15 protein-coding genes and 1 riboswitch are annotated in these 16,804 nt (G+C 68.2%); of the genes, 10 read left to right on the forward strand and 5 right to left on the reverse strand.

The genetic code is table 11. The annotated features are described in order from the left end of the window. Positions 1 to 44 precede the first annotated feature (44 nt). Complete coding sequence (locus tag JZ792_RS13580) at positions 45 to 2,069, forward strand: AfsR/SARP family transcriptional regulator (protein WP_254189766.1); 2,025 nt, start codon at positions 45 to 47, stop codon at positions 2,067 to 2,069. Here the strand turns inward: JZ792_RS13580 and JZ792_RS13585 are convergent. Next, the gene (locus JZ792_RS13585) at positions 2,009 to 2,626 is read right to left on the reverse strand and encodes a TetR/AcrR family transcriptional regulator (RefSeq protein WP_216910610.1); all 618 of its coding nucleotides are present in this window, start codon (positions 2,624 to 2,626) and stop codon (positions 2,009 to 2,011) included. The two genes, JZ792_RS13580 and JZ792_RS13585, sit on opposite strands and share 61 nt — an antisense overlap. Before the next feature lie 222 nt (positions 2,627 to 2,848). On the opposite strand from JZ792_RS13585, the gene JZ792_RS13590 reads away from it, so the two are divergent. Further along, complete coding sequence (locus JZ792_RS13590; protein WP_216910612.1) at positions 2,849 to 3,790, forward strand: metal-dependent hydrolase; 942 nt, start codon at positions 2,849 to 2,851, stop codon at positions 3,788 to 3,790. After that, positions 3,787 to 4,950, forward strand: coding sequence for a hypothetical protein (locus tag JZ792_RS13595; RefSeq protein ID WP_216910614.1), 1,164 nt, complete (start codon positions 3,787 to 3,789; stop codon positions 4,948 to 4,950). The genes JZ792_RS13590 and JZ792_RS13595 overlap by 4 nt, the downstream gene beginning before the upstream one ends. Positions 4,951 to 5,003: 53 nt before the next feature. Here JZ792_RS13595 and JZ792_RS13600 read toward each other — a convergent pair whose 3' ends face one another. Next, complete coding sequence (locus JZ792_RS13600) at positions 5,004 to 5,540, reverse strand: glutathione peroxidase (RefSeq protein ID WP_216910616.1); 537 nt, start codon at positions 5,538 to 5,540, stop codon at positions 5,004 to 5,006. A 351-nt stretch (positions 5,541 to 5,891) separates the two neighbouring features. Between JZ792_RS13600 and JZ792_RS13605 the strand changes: the two genes are divergently transcribed. From JZ792_RS13605 to JZ792_RS13620, 4 genes are all read left to right on the forward strand, one after another. Beyond that, the gene (locus JZ792_RS13605) at positions 5,892 to 6,308 is read left to right on the forward strand and encodes a Zn-ribbon domain-containing OB-fold protein (protein WP_216910618.1); all 417 of its coding nucleotides are present in this window, start codon (positions 5,892 to 5,894) and stop codon (positions 6,306 to 6,308) included. A gap of 35 nt (positions 6,309 to 6,343) precedes the next feature. After that, positions 6,344 to 7,486, forward strand: a complete 1,143-nt coding sequence (locus JZ792_RS13610; protein WP_109530499.1) for a thiolase family protein — start codon at positions 6,344 to 6,346, stop codon at positions 7,484 to 7,486. Between the two features lie 94 nt (positions 7,487 to 7,580). Beyond that, positions 7,581 to 8,954, forward strand: coding sequence for an FAD-dependent oxidoreductase (locus tag JZ792_RS13615; RefSeq protein WP_216910621.1), 1,374 nt, complete (start codon positions 7,581 to 7,583; stop codon positions 8,952 to 8,954). Positions 8,955 to 9,006: 52 nt separating this feature from the next. Continuing rightward, on the forward strand, positions 9,007 to 10,203 hold the full coding sequence (locus JZ792_RS13620) for an AI-2E family transporter (protein ID WP_216910623.1): 1,197 nt from the start codon (positions 9,007 to 9,009) through the stop codon (positions 10,201 to 10,203). Positions 10,204 to 10,206: 3 nt separating this feature from the next. Here the strand turns inward: JZ792_RS13620 and JZ792_RS13625 are convergent, their stop codons facing one another. Continuing rightward, positions 10,207 to 11,574, reverse strand: coding sequence for an NtaA/DmoA family FMN-dependent monooxygenase (locus tag JZ792_RS13625; protein ID WP_216910625.1), 1,368 nt, complete (start codon positions 11,572 to 11,574; stop codon positions 10,207 to 10,209). Positions 11,575 to 11,593: 19 nt separating this feature from the next. Further along, positions 11,594 to 12,646, reverse strand: a complete 1,053-nt coding sequence (locus JZ792_RS13630; RefSeq protein WP_216910627.1) for an LLM class flavin-dependent oxidoreductase — start codon at positions 12,644 to 12,646, stop codon at positions 11,594 to 11,596. A gap of 190 nt (positions 12,647 to 12,836) precedes the next feature. Between JZ792_RS13630 and JZ792_RS13635 the strand changes: the two genes are divergently transcribed. The 3 genes from JZ792_RS13635 to JZ792_RS13645 are packed head-to-tail and all read left to right on the forward strand — an operon-like array spanning position 12,837 to position 15,007. Then, positions 12,837 to 13,676, forward strand: coding sequence for a class I SAM-dependent methyltransferase (locus tag JZ792_RS13635; protein WP_216910629.1), 840 nt, complete (start codon positions 12,837 to 12,839; stop codon positions 13,674 to 13,676). 59 nt (positions 13,677 to 13,735) lie between these two features. Next, positions 13,736 to 14,422 carry a crotonase/enoyl-CoA hydratase family protein gene (locus JZ792_RS13640; protein WP_216910631.1) on the forward strand — a complete coding sequence of 229 codons (687 nt, stop codon included), beginning with the start codon at positions 13,736 to 13,738 and terminating at the stop codon, positions 14,420 to 14,422. Then, on the forward strand, positions 14,423 to 15,007 hold the full coding sequence (locus JZ792_RS13645; protein WP_216910633.1) for a TetR/AcrR family transcriptional regulator: 585 nt from the start codon (positions 14,423 to 14,425) through the stop codon (positions 15,005 to 15,007). On the opposite strand, the gene JZ792_RS13650 is transcribed toward JZ792_RS13645, so the two are convergent. Beyond that, entirely contained in the window at positions 14,993 to 16,369 is a 1,377-nt protein-coding gene (locus JZ792_RS13650) for a purine-cytosine permease family protein (RefSeq protein ID WP_216910635.1), read from the reverse strand. The genes JZ792_RS13645 and JZ792_RS13650 overlap by 15 nt on opposite strands. Continuing rightward, positions 16,365 to 16,480: riboswitch (TPP riboswitch) on the reverse strand. It overlaps the preceding gene by 5 nt. Positions 16,481 to 16,804 lie beyond the last annotated feature (324 nt).

A 16,804-nucleotide genomic window follows, 5' to 3' on the forward strand; every position in this document is an offset into this window, starting at 1 on the left:
CGGGCGCCTCGGTTCCCACCCTGCGGTGAGCCGATGAGCAACCGATGAACGCGCACTACAGTGGACCGATGCGCTTCCAGGTGCTCGGCCCGGTGATCGTGCGGGACGAGACGGGTGAACCGGTCGCGTTGCGCGCGCGACACCGCGAGGTCTTGGCGCGGCTGATCCTCGCCCGCCGCCGCGTCGTCCCGGTCGGTCGTCTCGTCGACGACCTGTGGGACGAACCGCCCGCCGACCCGGTGGGGGCGATCCGCACCTTCGTCGCCGGGCTGCGGCGCGCGCTCGAGCCCGATCGCGCGCCGCGCACTCCCGCCCGGTTGCTGGTGACCGAAGGACCGGGCTATGTCCTGCGCGCCGCACCGGACGCGGTCGACGCGTGGCGATTCGACGACGCGGTCCGGGCGGCGGCCGAACTTCCGGCCGCGCAAGCGCTTTCCCGGCTGACCGAGGCGCTTGGCTGGTGGCACGGCTTCGCCTACGCCGATTTCGCGGACAGCGAATGGGCGTGGGCCGAGCGCGCGCGGCTCACCGAGCAGCGGCTACTCGCCGTGGAACGCCGCGCGGCGGCGCAACTCGCGACGGGCGCGGCCGCGGCGGCGATCCCCGATCTCGATGTCCACGTCGCCGAACATCCTTGGCGCGAGGACGCCTGGCAGCTGCTGGCCACCGCGCTCTACGGTTGCGGGCGTCAGGCCGACGCGCTCGCGGTCGTGGGCCGGGCCCGCGCGATGCTCGCCGAACAGTTCGGCATCGATCCGGGACCGCGCCTGCGGAGGCTGGAACAGGATCTGCTGCTCCAGGCCGAACACCTCGATCCGGGTGTCACCGACCCGGCCGAGCGGGTGTGGGAACAGGCGCGCGCCGCCTACGACAGCGCGGTGGCGTCCCGGACCAGAACCAGGCTGGAGTCGACGGCGGGACTCATGCGCGATCTCGCGGTGACCGGTGGCGGCGGACTCGAAGCCGCCCGCAGACACCGGATCGCGGCGGTCGCCGCCGCCGAGCAGACGGGTGACGCGCGACTGACCGCGCGGGTCATCGGCATCTACGACGTGCCCGCGATCTGGACCCGTTCGGATGATCCCGCCTCGGACCGCTGGTTGGTCACCGTCGCCGAGAAGACGATTCGACGCCTGCCCGAGCGTGACGACGCCGATCGGGCCCGGCTGCTCGCGACGATCGCGGTCGAATCGCGTGGCGCGCTGCCCACCGAATATCGCGCCGACGACGGTCTGCGGCCGCTGCACGCCGCCCGTGCGGCCGAGGAGATCGCACGGCGGCTGCGCGATCCGTCGCTGCTGGCCTTCGCGCTCAACGGCGTGTTCATGCAGAGTTTCGAACGGGCCGGAATGGCGCGACAGCGGGACGCGCTCGGCGCCGAGGTGCTGTCGGTGGCCACGGGCAACAATCTGTTCACCTACGAGGTGCTCGGTCATCTCGTGCGGATGCAGGCCCACTGCGCGCTGGCCGATCTCGAAGGGGCGCAACGGCACGCCTCGGCCGCGGACGCCGTCGCCCGACGTTACGACCTGCCGTTGGTCACGGTGTTCACCGACTGGTTCCGGGCGCTGCGCACGGCGGAGACCTCCGACATCCGGGCAGCCGAAGCGGCGTACGAGGCGGCGGCCGTTCCGCTCGACGGGGCGGGTATGCCCGGACTGCATCGCGGCCTGTTGCCGTTGGCGCTGCTGAGTCTCGCCCTGCGCCACCGCGATACGGAACGGATCGGCTCGTTCGACACCGGCCGGGACTGGGGACCGTACGCGCCGTGGGTTCGTCCCGCAGTGCTCGCCGCGCGAGGCGAGATCGACGGTGCCCGAACGGCTCTGCGCGATATCGTGTCCCCGCCACGGGATCTGCTTTTCGAGGCGCTGTGGGCCGTGATCGCCTACGCGGCGATCGCCGTCGACGACGCGCCGGTCATGGCGCGAGCCATCGCCCAGCTCTCACCCGCCGCGGCCGAGACCACCGCGCAGAGCGGCCTGCTCGGTGTCGGGCCGGTGCGGGGCTACCTCGACGAACTGTCGACCTGGGCGCGGATCGCGGTTCCCATCCACCGCCGGAGATAGCGGCGCAGCTCCGCCTCCTCGCGCGGCGGATTTCCGGGGGACAGGAAGAACGACTGCATCGTCCGAAGGGCGTATTCGACGAGTTCGTGCAGGGATTCGTCGTCGTAGCCGTAGTGGCGCCAGTCGACGTCGAAGCGCTCGATCATCGTCATACCGAAGGTGTGCGCTTCCTCGGAGGTGAGACTTTCCGGGTCGGCCTCGGAATAGGTGCTCGACAGCAGGATGCCCAGGTGCGGGGTCCGCGGCACATCGGTCAGGGTGAAGACCACGGCCTCGGTCATGGCGTCGGCCGGGTCCGTGATGCCGCTGACGTGCCGGGCCAGCCGGTCGAGGAAATTGTCGACCGAGGCGAACGCCGCGGCGCGCATCAGCGCGTCCGAACTGGGGAAGTAGCGGTAGACGGTCTGGCGGATGACGCCGAGGGATTCCGCGACGTCGGCGATGCTGATCTCGGCGCCGGTCCGTCCGATCAGTTCGACCGCGGCGGCGACGATTCGACGAGACGCTTCGTCGTCGTCCTTCGGCGGACTGCCGCCCCACCCGCGCCTGCCTGCCACTGCCCGCTTCCTCGGCCGAATTCATTGCGTGCGAATCAAGGAATCGAACCTACCACAGCACTCCGGTCGACTGTTCGCCCAGCTCGAGGCGATATTTCGATTCATATCATACACAGCGAGCATCATATGTATGATCACAATTGTCAGGCTCGGGCATGCCCGAGCGGGCTTATCCGAGCGGCCCGACAGCCCGGACCGTTCCCGAGAACGAGGTGGAGACCGGTGACCGACCTACAGGTCCGGAAGATGCGATTCGCATTCGCGGACTACGACGTGCCCTTCCTGTGGAACGAGCAGAATCCGGCCTTCTCCGCGATGGCCAACGCCGTGTCCTTCCTGGCGATCGGCTTCGAGAAGATGATCGTCAACATGATCCGCGAGGCCATGCCCCGGATCACCGATCCCGCCGTCGCGCAGGAGGCCGACGCGTTCGTGCGTCAGGAGGGCCAGCATTCGACCGCGCACCGTCAACACGCCAACGCTCTGATCAGGCGCTATCCGGGACTACAGGAAACGCTCAACCAGGTGATCGGGGAATTCGACCGCCTCACCGTCGACACGTCCCTCGACTACCGCCTCGCCTACACCGCGGACCTGGAGGCGACGTTCACGCCGGTCTTCAAACTGATGCTCGACAACGACTCGTCCCTGTTCCGGCCGGGCGACGATCGCGTCGCGTCACTGTTCATCTGGCATTTCGTCGAAGAGGTCGAGCACCGGAGTTCGGCGCTGATCATCTTCGACTCGGTCGTCGGCAGCGATATCTACCGGATGCGCATGGCGCCCTCGATCTTCCGGCACGTGATGAAGGTGATCCGGATCGCCAGCGCGGGTTTCAACGAACACGTTCCGCTGGAGGATCGCAAAGTCGACGCGATGGCGATGTTCGCGACCTACCGCTACCAGCAACGACTCGCCGGATTGTTCCGCCGTTCGCGCGCCGGGGGCAACGGCCCGATGTCGCGCGCGTTCGACCACCTCCGGCTCGGTCCGCAACTCGTCGCGCTGGTCGGCATCATCCGTAGTCAGATGCCGCGACACAATCCCGATCACGAGACATTGCCCGAACTCGCCGGAGTGTGGTTCGAGCGCTACGACGCGGGCTACGACGTGTCGCAGTGGTACACCGCGAACGCGGTCACCTCGCCGCGGGCGGACCGATGACCGACCATTGCGCCCCCACCTTCGAGAAACTCGCCGGAGAACTCGGCTTCTCCTGCGAGGAAGCGGGTGGACTCCTCGAAGTGCGCAACCCGTTCGCACTGGAGAACTGGACGCTGCCCGTCCTCGAATTCACCATCGTGCTCGGCGCGATACTCGCCCTGATCTACGCGATCGTCCGGCTGCGCCGTCACGGTGATCCCACCAACCTCGTCGTCTGGTTCGGCGCGACGGCGTATCTGTTCATCATCGAGCCGCCGCTGTATTTCCCCGCGGCGTTCGGCATCGACGAACATGTCGACACGATGTTCGCGCACAACGTCTTCACGGTGGAATTCCTCTGGGGCCGACTGCCGCTGTACATCGTCGCGATCTATCCGCTGATGGCGACGCTCGCCTTCGAAACGGTCCGGTCGCTCGGGGTGTTCCGCCGCTACGGTGTGCTCGTCGGCGCGGTCTGCGTCGGATTCGTCCACCACGCCTTCTACGAGGTCTTCGACCACATCGGACCGCAGTTGCGCTGGTGGGAATGGTCGGTCGACAATCCGATCAACCAGCCCATGTTCGGCTCGGTCCCCATTCCCAGCGTGGTCGTCTTCGCCGCGCTGTGGCCGATGTCGCTGGCGTTCTTCGTCCAGTTGCTCGTCGGTCGCCATGTCGACGCGGGCCGGGATTTCTCGGGTGTGGAAATCGTCTGGCGCACCGTCGTCATCGGCATACTCGGATCGCTGGGCACCGGGATACTGCCCATTCCCGCGACGGTTCTCGGCGCGGGCAGCGACACGGTCAGGGGATTGCTCTACGTGGCGGAACTGGTGGTCGTCTCGGTCGTCGCGGTGGTGGCGTTGAGTCGCCGGTGGCTCGCGCTGCGCCGGGGCGAGACGGATATCCCGCGCTATTCGAATCGATTCGTCCGGATATACAGCGTGGTGTATCTGGGCGTGATGGCGCTGCTCTGGGTGACCGCGCTGCCCGACTACTTCGACGCCGTGGACGGCTCGACCGCGAACGGCGATCCCATCGGCAATATCTGGTACGCCCTGGCGTGCTTCGTCGTCGCAGTCCTGTGCGTGCTCGCCACGTACACGGTGCCGCGGTCCGACTCCGGTGGCGACGACCGGATCGGTCCCGCGCGCGAACCCGAGGTGAGTCACTCGGCATAGTCGCGCCGCGGTGGTGCTTCGTGGGCGTGGCGCCCACGAAGCACCGCAGGGTTTCAGTCGAGGTCGGCTTCGATATCGGCGCGGATCTGTTCCGGTGTCGCGCTGGATTCGTATCGCCGCACGACCGCGCCGTCGCGGTCGACCAGGAACTTCGAGAAGTTCCATTTCACCTCGTCGGTGCCGAGCACTTCGGGACGTGAACTCTTGATGTGCTCGTAGAGGGGGCCCGCGTCGGGGCCGAAATCGCCGGGAGCCTGGGCCCGCAGGTAGGCGAACAGGGGGTCGGCGTCGGGTCCGTTGACGTCCACCTTGGCGAAGATCGGGAAGGTGACACCGTATTCGGTGGAGCAGAATTCCTGGATCTCTGCGTCGGTGCCGGGTTCCTGGTTGCCGAACTGATTGCAGGGGAACCCGAGGATGTCCAACCCGCGGTCCTCGGTCGCCCGATGCAGTGCCTCCAGCCCCGCGTACTGCGGGGTGAAGCCGCATTTGCTGGCGACGTTGACGATCAATACGAGGCGGCCGCGATAGTCGCTCAGGGGTTTGGCGGTTCCCTCGGCGGTGGTGACGCTGAATCCATGGATGCTCATGCTCCCGACGATAGCGGAGCACTCCTCTCCGTTTAGTCCCGATCGGCGCGTCTCCGACGGGCAATCGAAAAGCAAACTTTTTGCTATCGACCTCGCGGTGGGTCGAACGTGTTCTATCCCTCCCCGTTCGGCACCCGTCTCGAGGTTGACTCCGTGGTCCCCGCATGGAAATCTATCTTCGGGAATTGAGAATCGAATTCTCGCAGGAGGATAGTGGGATGTGCATTCGCGGTCGCCGATGGGCCGATCGGACTGTGTCATCACCTTCTCTGGCCTGAAAACCATTGAGCTACAGCACATTCGAATACGAAAACCCAGCTCGCAAGAGGAATCGACAGAGGAGGACAGTAGATGGCGAAGGCACTGGCGCCGGATGTCTCGACGTGGCCCGAGGAAAATCCGCAGCTGATCGGCAGCCGCTGCAACGAGTGCGCGGCCACCACCTGGCCGCGTCAGCAGCGGTGCCCGAGGTGCAGTGGCGCGGATCTGTCCGACCTGCTGCTCGAGCGTTCCGGCAAGCTGGTCGCGTGGACGACGCAGGGATTCGTTCCCAAGCTGCCGTACGCGGGCAAGGAGAACGCCGACAACTTCGAGGCGTTCGGCATCGGCCTGGTGCAGCTCGGCGATGACGTGCGCGTCGAGACCCGGCTGACCGAGGGCGACCCGGCCGTGCTGCGCACCGGCATGGACGTCGAACTCACCTTCGTTCCCCTCTATGTCGACGACGCGGGCGAAGAGGTCGTGACGGTCGCGTTCAAGCCGGTCTGACACCGACCCTCACCGAAGAAATCAAGGAGCTTCACATGAACGACGTCGCCATCATCGGCGTGGGTCTGCACCCGTTCGGCCGCTTCGCCAAAACGGCGATCGAGATGGGCGCGGAAGCGATCCAGCTCGCCCTGTCCGACGCCGGAGTCCAATGGAAGGACATCCAGTTCGGGTTCGGCGGTAGCTACGAGGTGAGCAACCCCGACGCCGTCACGCGGCTGGTGGGCCTGACCGGTATCCCGTTCACCAACGTGTTCAACGCCTGCGCCACCGCCGCCAGCTCGATCGAGCAGACCGCCGAGGCGATCCGTTCGGGCCGCTACGACATCGGTATCGCGGTCGGCATGGACAAGCACCCCCGTGGCGCGTTCACCGACGACCCGTCCAAACTGGGTCTGCCCGGGTGGTACGCCGAGAACGGTCAGTTCGTGACCACCAAGTTCTTCGGCATCAAGACCAATCGCTACATCGAAGAGCACGGGATCTCCCAGCGCACGCTGGCCAAGGTCGCCAACAAGAACTTCCGCAACGGCGCGCTCAACCCGAACGCGTTCCGGCGCAACCCGATCTCCGAAGACGACATCCTCAACTCGACGATGCTCAACTACCCGCTGACCCAGTACATGTTCTGCTCGCCCGACGAGGGCGCGGCGGCCGTGATCATGTGCCGCGGCGATCTCGCGGCGCGCTACACCACCAAGCCGATCTACCTGCGGTCCAGCGCCATCCGCACCCGCCGCTACGGCGCCTACGAGGTGCACAGCACCTGGGCCGCCGTCGACGAGGACGTCTCGCCCACGGTGTACGCCTCGCGCGCCGCCTACGAGACCGCGGGTATCGACCCGTCCGATGTCGACGTGATCCAGCTCCAGGACACCGACGCGGGTTCGGAGGTCATCCACATGGCCGAGAACGGTTTCTGCAAGGACGGCGAGCAGGAGAAGCTCATCGCCGAGGGCGCGACCGAGATCGGCGGCAGGCTGCCGGTCAACACCGACGGCGGCCTGATCGCCAACGGCGAGCCGATCGGCGCCTCCGGTATCCGGCAGGTCTACGAACTCGTCCAGCAGTTGCGTGGAAACGCCGGCGACCGTCAGGTTCCCGGTAACCCGAAGGTCGGTTACGCGCAGGTCTACGGTGCGCCCGGCACGGCGGCGGCGTCGATCCTGACCACCTGATCCACCGGCGAGTACACATCGGCCCCCGCCGTCACGGCCGGGGCCGATGTGCTGTCTCGGGCCGGGTGCGCGCCCGGCGACGTAGCGTGACGGTATGAGTGAGCGACTGGTGGTCGTCGGTGGCGACGCGGCGGGGTTGGCGGCGGCATCACAGGCTCGAAGGATGCGCGGCGCCGACGAACTCGAGATCGTCGCGTTCGAGCGGGGCGGGTTCGCCTCGTATTCGGCGTGCGGGATTCCGTACTGGGTCGGCGGGGATGTGGTCGAACGCGACGCGCTCATCGCCAGGACTCCCGAGGAGCACCGGGCCCGCGATATCGATCTGCGGATGCGCACCGAGGTGGTCGAACTCGATATCGAGGGTCGCGCGGTGCGGGCGAAGGATCTCGAGTCGGGTGCGGAATCCCGGCTGTCCTACGACAAACTCGTGATCGCCACCGGCGCGCGACCGATCCGCCCCGATCTGCCCGGCATCGACGCCCGGGGGGTGCACGGTGTGCAGACCCTCGACGACGGGCAGGAGTTGCTCGACACGCTCGACCGGATCGAGGGCAAGCGGGCGGTGGTGGTCGGCGCCGGATACATCGGTGTCGAGATGGCCGAAGCGCTGATCAATCGCGGGTTCGAGGTGACGGTCGTGCATCGCGGGTCCGCGCCCATGTCGACCCTCGATCCGGATATGGGGGCGCTCGTGGCCACCGCCATGGTCGGGATGGGGATCGAGATCGTCTGCGAGGCCGAGGTCGTGGAGATCCGCGCCGACGACGCCGGGCACGTGCGCTCGGTCGTCACCGCGTCGGCGGAATACCCGGCCGACGTGGTCGTCCTCGGTATCGGCGTCACCCCGGAGACGACGCTCGCGCGCGCGGCCGGACTCCCGCTGGGCGAATACGGCGGACTGCTCACCGATCTCGCGATGCGGGTGCGCGGTCACGACGACATCTGGGCGGGCGGCGATTGCGTCGAGGTCCTCGACCTGGTGTCGGGACGTGAGCGCCACATCGCCCTCGGCACGCACGCGAACAAACACGGGCAGGTCATCGGCACCGGTATCGGCGGCGGGTACGCGACGTTCCCCGGCGTGGTCGGCACCGCGGTGAGCAAGGTCTGCGAACTCGAGGTCGCGCGAACCGGGCTGGGGGAGCGGGCCGCCGCCGACGCCGGGCTGCAATTCGTCGCCGTCACCATCGAATCGACCAGCAGGGCGGGGTATTACCCCGGCGCGGACCCGATGACGGTGAAGATGCTCGCCGAACGGCGGACCGGTCGACTGCTCGGCGTGCAGATCGTCGGCCGCGAAGGGGCGGCCAAACGGGTCGACATCGCGGCCGTCGCGTTGACGGCCGGGATGACCGTCGAACAGATGACCGCGCTCGATCTCGGCTACGCGCCGCCGTTCTCGCCGGTCTGGGATCCGGTGCTGGTCGCGGCGCGCAAGGCAGCGATCGCGGTGCGGGCCCGCGGGTGATGCTCGCGCTCCAATCCCCGCCGCCGCGAGTGCCGCGTGCGAGACTGGCGGCGTGAGCGGTCCGACAGAGGAAACCAGCGGAGCACAGAAGAACGGCACATCGTGGCGCGATCGCGGTGATGTGATCGGGAGCGGGATCCTGTGGCTCGCCAAATGGTCGCTGGCCATCGTGGCCATCGCGGCGGGGGCCTGGGTACTCGGATTCCTCACCGCCCGGCTGTGGGTGGTGATCCTCCCGGTCGCGCTGGCGATCGTGGTCGCGACGATCCTGTGGCCGCCGACGCGGTGGCTGACCTCGCACGGATTTCGCCCCGCCGCCGCGGCCTCGGTCACCGTGCTCGGATTCCTCGCACTGCTGGCTGGCGTGATCGCGCTGATCGTGCCGTCGGTGGCCGACCAATCGCCCGAACTCGCCGACAAGGCCACCGCGGGCGTCAATCAGGTGCGGGAATGGTTGCAGGGCCCGCCGTTACGGGTGCGCGACGAACAGTTGGATTCCGCGGTCGACGCGATCGTGCAGCGACTCCAGTCCAGTTCCGAGCAGATCGCCTCCGGCGTCTTCACCGGCGTCAGCACCGCGACCTCCGCGCTGATCACGCTGTTCCTCGTGCTGGTGCTCGCCTTCTTCTTCGTCAAGGACGGACCGCGCTTCCTGCCCTGGATGCACCAGGTGTTCGGCAACCGCAGCGGACGCCACGTCGAGGCGGTGCTGGAACGGGTCTGGGCCACCCTCGGCGGATTCATCCGCACCCAGGCGCTGGTCAGCCTCATCGACGCGGTCTTCATCGGCGCGGGTCTGTTCATCCTCGGGGTGCCGCTGGCGATGGTGCTGTCGGTGATCACCTTCATCGGCGGATTCATCCCGATGGTCGGCGCTTTCGTCGCCGGTGCGCTGGCGGTACTCGTCGCGCTCGTCGGCAACGGGCTCACCACGGCGCTGATCGTGCTCGGCATCATCATCGCGGTGCAGCAACTGGAAGGCAATGTGCTGCAACCGGTTCTGCAGAGCCGCAGCATGAAACTGCACGCGGTGATCGTGTTGCTCGCGGTGACCGCGGGCGGTTCGCTCTACGGCATCACCGGCGCGTTCCTCGCGGTGCCGGTGGTCGCGATCATCGCGGTGGTGATCCGCTACATCGGCGAGCAGATCGACGCGGTCAGCGGCCCGCCACCGGATTCGGACGACGTCGACGTGTCCGACGAGCCGTCGCCCGAATCCGGTGGCGATCTCGCGCCGTCGGCCGAATAACCCTCAGGCGCGGCGCGTGAGCGGGTCGCGCAAGCCCAGGTGCTCGCGCAGGGTGGTGCCGGTGTACTCGGTCCGGTAGACGCCGCGTTCCTGGAGTTCGGGAACCAGCCACTCGACGATCTCGTCCAATCCGGTCGGTACCAGATACGGCGAGATATTGAATCCGTCGGTGGCGCCGTGGCGGACCCAGCGGGCCAGCTCGTCGGCCACCCCGGCGGGGGTGCCCGCGAAACCGGAACGGGCCGTGGTCGCGATCACGACCTGGCGCAGCGACAGATTCTCGGCCTCGGCGCGGGCTCGCCACTCGCGGGCGATCTCCAGCGGATCCTGGCCGCCGCGCGGTGCGCCCCGGGTCTCGGAGATGGGACGCGGCGCCGGATCCTCCGCCGGGAGCGGACCGTCGGGATCGCGGTCGGACAGATCCTTGCCCCACACCTGACCGGCAAGCGACAGCGTGGTCTGGCCGGTGTACTGACCCTCGCGGACCCAGCGGACCTTCTCCTCGACCTCGGATTCCTTCTCCGCCAGCACGATCTGGGTTCCCGGCAGGATCTTGATGTCGTCCTCGGGCCTGCCCGCGGCGCGCAGCCGGGTCCGCACATCCCGCGCGAAGGCGAGGGCGTCGTCGAAATGGGTTCCGTGCCTGGAGAAGATGACGTCGGCGTTGGCGGCGGCGAAATCGCGGCCCGTCGGGGAATCCCCGGCCTGGAAGATCACCGGATGTCCCTGCGGGCTGCGCGGCAGGGTCGGGCGGATGGTGGCGCGGATATGCGCGCCCGCGCGTTCCACCGGAGCGATCGCGTCGGGTTCGATCCAGTTCGCGCCGTGCTGGGAGGTCGCGATCGCGTGATCGCGCCAGGAATCCCAGATCTCGCGGACCGTGCCGACGAATTCGGCGGCCCGGTCGTAGCGGTGCGCGTGGTCGAGGTAGCCGCCGCGCCGGAAGTTCTCGCCGGTCCACGCGTTGTCGGTGGTCACGGCGTTCCATCCGGCGCGTCCGCCGGAGATCACATCCAGTCCGCTCAGCCGTCTGGCCAGATCGGCGGGTTCGTTGTAGGTGGTGTTCTGCGTCGCGACCAGGCCGATGCGCTCGGTAATCCCGGCCAGGGCGGCCAATTGGGCGATGGCGTCGGGACGGCCCGCGATATCGAGTTCGAGGATTCTGCCGTCCTGTTCGCGCAGGCGCAGGCCCTCGCCGAGGAAGAAGGCGTCGAACAGGCCGCGTTCGGCGGTGGTGGCGACGCGGCGGAAGGTCTCGAAATCGATCTGCGATCCGCTGCCGGGATCCGACCAGATCGTGGTGTGATTCACGCCCTGGAAGAAGATCCCGAAGTGGACCTGTGCGTCGGGGCGCGGAACGTCGGCGGTCATGGTGATATCTCTCCTCGAATCAGGGGGTGACCGCGTAGCGGTTCGCCGGACGGGACAGCCCGAGTTCGGCCCGCAGGGTCGATCCGGGGACCGGTCGGTGCGCCAGGCCCGCGCGGATCAGGGCGGGCAGGACCAGCCGGGCCAGCACGGGAAGGTCCTCGTCGATGACCGCGGGATGCAGGCGCACGCCGTCGAGGTGGGAGGCCAGGCCGGTCAGCAGCGCGACCAGTTCGGCGGCCGAACCCGCGAACGACAGTCGTCCGGTCGGTCGCGCAGGGGCGTGGCGATCGAGGTCGGCGAGCCGGTCCGCGGCGGTCACGGTGGGGGTGTCGAGGGCCACCGAGATCTCGGCGAAGGTGCGCGGCGCGTCGGATCCGGCCGCCGCCGCGACGAGTTCGTCGACGGTGTTCCCGGTGACCAGCCGGACGTCGACCTCGCCTTCGACACCGAACACCACGGGCTGTCCCTGGGGCGGGCGCGGCACGATCGCCGGACCCTTGACCGAGAAGGTCCCGCCCTCGAAGTCGATGTAGTGCAGGCGATCCCGGTCGAGGAAGCGTCCGCTCGCGTAGTCGCGCACGACCGCGTCGTCCTCCCACGAATCCCACAGCCGCCGTGCCACCTCGATCGAGTCGCGCTGTTCGGCGGCGAGATCGGAATCCGCCGACACCACGGGACGACCCCAGGTGGCGGCGGCGCGTTCGTCGTCGACGCGCTGCGCGATCCAGCCCGCGCGACCGCGCGAGGAGTAGTCGAGCGTCGCGATCTGCGAGGCGGTGTGGAACGGCTCGGCATAGGTGGTGGCCACGGTCGGGACCAGTCCGATGGTGCTCGTCGTCGCAGCCACGAACGACGCCCGCGTCACCGCGTCGATACGCCCGGGCACCGCGTCGTCGGGCAGGATCGAATCCGCGAACGTGGCCAGGGTGAATCCGGCGTTCTCGGCGGCGACGACCCGTTGCCGGACCGTGTCGCCCGAGAGCAGCCGGTCCGGTGTGCGGCCCGAGCGCCGCCACGCGGCCGGGTGGTACCCGTCGCCGTCGAGTTCTATGCCGACACCGAACGCACCCATACGCCACCTGCTTCCGCCCGAGAGAACACTGCTCGAACCTCTAGGATTCGACCCGGTAGCCGCCACCGCGACGGTTTTCCTCGCTCTGATCCGAACCGGTCGTTCGGGAATAATCGGCAGGTCGTCCGGCCGCGTCGCGCGGACTCCGGATTCGGCGTCGCGTCGTGAGCGCAGCGACCAGACTGTCTCGGTGACCGCATTTCCCCTGTCGCCTCGGCGACGTGACGAACTGGCCGCACTTCTCGCCGACGAGCACCGGCTGCGCGCCGAGCATCCCGCCGTCGCCGACTATCTCGACACCGCCCCGCTTCTCGCGGGCACCGGGGACGAGAGCGCCGACGGCGCTTTCGATCTCGGGCTACTGCACTATCTGACCGGCGGTGCGGCCGACAATCCGTACTGGGAGATCGTCCGCCCCACCGTCACGCCCGGCCCGGACAGCCGCGGCCGCAGACGCGAAGCCAACGGCGGCAACCCTCGCGGCAGTGCCAGGCTCGCGTTCGCGCAAACCGTCCTCCAATCCGCCTACGCCTACGCGGTTCCCGCGCCGGAGACGCTGGACTGGATCGTCGCCCGCTGCCAGGGGCGTCGCATCGTCGAACTCGGTGCCGGACGCGGTTACTGGGCCACCCAGCTGTCGCGTCGCGGTGCGGAGATCCTGGCCTTCGACGTCGAACCGCCCGGCGCGCGCTCGAACCTGTCGTTCCCGGCGACCTCGGGAATTCCCGAGACCTGGCATCCGGTCGGCGATCTCACCGCGTTCGCCCACATCGACACCACCGACGCCGTCCTGTTGCTGTGCTGGCCGCCGGGATGGGACGACCCGATGTCGTCGGAGGCCTTGAACCACTACCGCGAGGCCGGCGGCGACCGGCTCGTCTACATCGGTGAACCGCGCGGCGGTCGGACCGCGAACGAGTCCTTCTTCGCCACGCTCGACGCCGAGTGGGTGCTCGTCGAACAGGACCCCGATTTCGTCTCCTGGTGGAATCTGGCCGACGCGGCGCAGATCTGGCGCCCGCGCGAATAACGCTCGGATCCGTGGTGGAGTGCTACTCTAGAGCGGGGCTCTAGGACGAAGGAGTTGTCGTGCCTGATCTCGTCGGATACACACGCGAAGGCGCCGTCGCCACCATCGCGATGGATGACGGTAAAGCGAATGTGATGTCGCAGAAGATGATTCGCGAACTGACGGCGGCGCTGGCACAAGCCGAGACCGACCGGGCCGTGGTCGTGCTGACCGGGCGGTCTCGGCTGTTCTCCGCCGGATACGACCTCGCCATGTTCGACCGCGATCCGGGGGAAGTCGTTCGGACCCTGCGGGCGGGCGGCGAACTCGTCCACCGACTGCTGAGTTTCCCGTATCCGGTCATCGCGGCCTGCGCCGGCCACGCGATCGCGCAGGGCGCGTTCGTGCTGCTCGCGACCGATGTGCGCTTCGGCGTCGCCGGTGATTTCAAGATCGGACTGAACGAAGTCGCGATCGGACTGACCATCCCGCACTACGGCGTCGAGACGGCCCGGCATCGGCTCACCGCACCCGGATTCGATCGCGCGGCGGGCACCGGGGCATTGTTCGCGCCGGGGGAAGCGCGCGAACTGGGTTTCCTCGACGTCGTCGCCGAGGACGAGGACGCGTTGCGCAGCGGCGTGTACGCCGAGGCCGAACGGCTCGCGGGCCTGGACATGGTCGCGCATCTCGGCACGAAGACACGGGTGCGGGCGGCGGTGCTCGAGGCCGTGCGATCCGGTATCGATACCGAGTTCGGGGTCTAGGTGGCGGGGGGCACCCGCGACCGGATCCTGGCCGAGGCGAGGACGCATCTGCTCGCGAAGGGGTATCCGGCGTTCACCGTCGCCGCGGTGCGCGATCGGCTCGGATTGTCCAGCGGCAGTATGTTCCACGCCTTCGGCTCCAAGGCCGGGCTCGCGGCGGCGGTCTACGTCGAAGCGATGCTGGACTACCAGCGCGCCGTGCTCGACCGCCTCGGTTCCGGCGACGGCGAGCGCGACGTACTCGCGTTCATCGCCGCGCATCTGGGCTGGGTCGAAGATCACCGAGAGCTCGCGCGCTTCCTGTTCGCCACCCTGCCCGACGAGGTCGGAGCCATAGCGAAACCCGCACTGGCGCAGCATAATCGAGAATTCTTCGACGCGCTCCGACGCTGCTACGCCGAGCTGCCCGGCGCCGGAGCCGACGACGGTTCCGGCTTCTCGCTGGCACACGCGCTCTGCGTCGGACCGGCCCAGGAGTACTGCCGCCAGTGGGTCCGCGGCGGCGTCGACACACCGCCGCGAACCCACACGCGAACCTTCCAGCGGGCGGCGCTGGCCGCCCTCGCGACGCTATCCGCGCGCTGACACCGAGGCGCGGCGGTCGACGAACCTGCCCACCAGCCACGCCACCGCGACGGCGGCGAGGAACGACAGCAGCGACGCGCTCATCCACGGCTGCTTGGTGAAATGCAGCCATTCCTGTACCCGCACCCAGGCATCGGTCCACACGCCCGCGTCACCGGGATTGATCAGCTGGTACACCGAGAGCCCGACCAGCCAGGCCACGATCATGCCCCAGCGTGACGGCGCGTCGGCGGCGGTGTTCCACTCGCCGTGCGTGCGCAGGAAGAAATCGGCGACGAGAACGCCGAGCAGCGGCACGAATACCGAGCCGATCAGGCCGAGGAAGCCGAAGTAGTCGTCCATGTCCAGCCACAGCGCCAGCACCGTGATCAGCGCGCCGAGCCCGATCGAGAGCGCCCTGCGGTCGACGCGCGGCGCGAGGTTCTGGATCGAGACCGCGGTGGAGTACACGTTGGCGAAGGACTGGTCGGCTTCGCGCAGCACCAGGATGAAGAAGAACGCCGCGCCGAGGGTGACGCTGAGGAACGGCCCGTAGGTGCCGTCGCCGGTGGACAGCGCGAGCGCGAACAGACCGAGGATGTAGGCGAGGATCTGGGTGAGTCCGTACGCGCCGCTCGCCGCCCCGAACGCCGCTTTCGTGCTGCGCGCGTGACGGGTGTAGTCGGCCGCGACCGGCATCCAGGAGATCGATACGGCCAGTGCGGCATCGGTGGCGATCCAGAACAGCGACCAGTCGGCGCCGAACGGGCCGCTGCCCTCGGGGCCGGGATCGGCGGTCAGATCGGGCAGGCCCGCACGGAAGAACTGGATGTAGAACCAGAGCAGCGCGATGCCGACGCCCACCGTCACGAATCGGCGCAGCAGGCGCACCGACCCCAGCGGCCAGATCGTGAGCACGGTGGTGATGACACCGGCGACGACGACGTAGAGCCAGCGCGGACCGCCGCCGAACATCTCTTCGGCGGCATTGCCGATGACGATCAACTCGAAGGTGCCCCACCCGATGAGCTGGGCGATATTGAGCACCGTCGGCACATAACTCAGTTTCGCGCCGAACAGACCCCGCAGCAGCATCATCGCCGGTTTGCCGGTTTTCGCGCCGGGGACGGCGGCGAGCCCGAGCATCAGTCCACCGACCACGGTGCCGATGATCATCGCGACGATGCCCGCCGCGATCGAGATCTGCGCCGCGCCCTCGGTATTCGGCGCGAGGACGGTGTAGGCCCCGGAGAACGCGAAAAGACTGACGCCCAGATTCGCCCAGAACGCGCTCTGATCCCAGAACGACAGCACCCTCGGCGCTGGCTGATCCAACGTGAGCGGGGCCTCCTGGCCCGTCGTGTCGGCGGTCGATGAGGCCATCGGGCAACTCGCTTCCCTACGCCGGCATTACCCGGACAGGTTCATGCGGTCGGCGGCGCTTCGGGTCCGCCCTCTCAGCCCGGCCATGTCCGAGCTCCCGCGGGTGTATATCCGGGCAAATAGTACACGCGTTCTGACACGCAAATTGCAGCGAATACGCAATGTTTGCGTGTTCATAGGCTCATACCCTACCGACCGCCGGTCGTGGGAAGTCCGCCGGTTTTGCCGCGAGCGGGTGACGGGCAGCCTCCGCCATCGGATGAGGTTCGCCGGTCAGGGTCGACAGGGCATGGGCAACTTCGGGTAGACCGGCCCGGACGTAGGTGAAGGTTGCCCCGGTGGAAGTAACGGCCCGTTGGCCGTGGCCGGCGTAGGCGCGGGCTACGGCGTAGCTGTATTCGCGCTCGACCCAGGTGAGGGTGGTGTGGCGAAGCC

The sequence above is a fragment of the Nocardia noduli genome (genome assembly GCF_019038455.1).
Classification (GTDB): Bacteria; Actinomycetota; Actinomycetes; order Mycobacteriales; family Mycobacteriaceae; genus Nocardia; species Nocardia noduli.

Excerpts from the sequence above, each read along its gene's own strand:
- JZ792_RS13580 (WP_254189766.1), top strand. The coding sequence starts at position 45 with ATGAACGCGCACTACAGTGGACCGATGCGCTTCCAGGTGCTCGGCCCG.
- JZ792_RS13595 (WP_216910614.1), top strand. The coding sequence starts at position 3,787 with ATGACCGACCATTGCGCCCCCACCTTCGAGAAACTCGCCGGAGAACTC.
- JZ792_RS13600 (WP_216910616.1), bottom strand. The coding sequence starts at position 5,540 with ATGAGCATCCATGGATTCAGCGTCACCACCGCCGAGGGAACCGCCAAA.
- JZ792_RS13605 (WP_216910618.1), top strand. The coding sequence starts at position 5,892 with ATGGCGAAGGCACTGGCGCCGGATGTCTCGACGTGGCCCGAGGAAAAT.
- JZ792_RS13610 (WP_109530499.1), top strand. The coding sequence starts at position 6,344 with ATGAACGACGTCGCCATCATCGGCGTGGGTCTGCACCCGTTCGGCCGC.
- JZ792_RS13615 (WP_216910621.1), top strand. The coding sequence starts at position 7,581 with ATGAGTGAGCGACTGGTGGTCGTCGGTGGCGACGCGGCGGGGTTGGCG.
- JZ792_RS13625 (WP_216910625.1), bottom strand. The coding sequence starts at position 11,574 with ATGACCGCCGACGTTCCGCGCCCCGACGCACAGGTCCACTTCGGGATC.
- JZ792_RS13630 (WP_216910627.1), bottom strand. The coding sequence starts at position 12,646 with ATGGGTGCGTTCGGTGTCGGCATAGAACTCGACGGCGACGGGTACCAC.
- JZ792_RS13650 (WP_216910635.1), bottom strand. The coding sequence starts at position 16,369 with ATGGCCTCATCGACCGCCGACACGACGGGCCAGGAGGCCCCGCTCACG.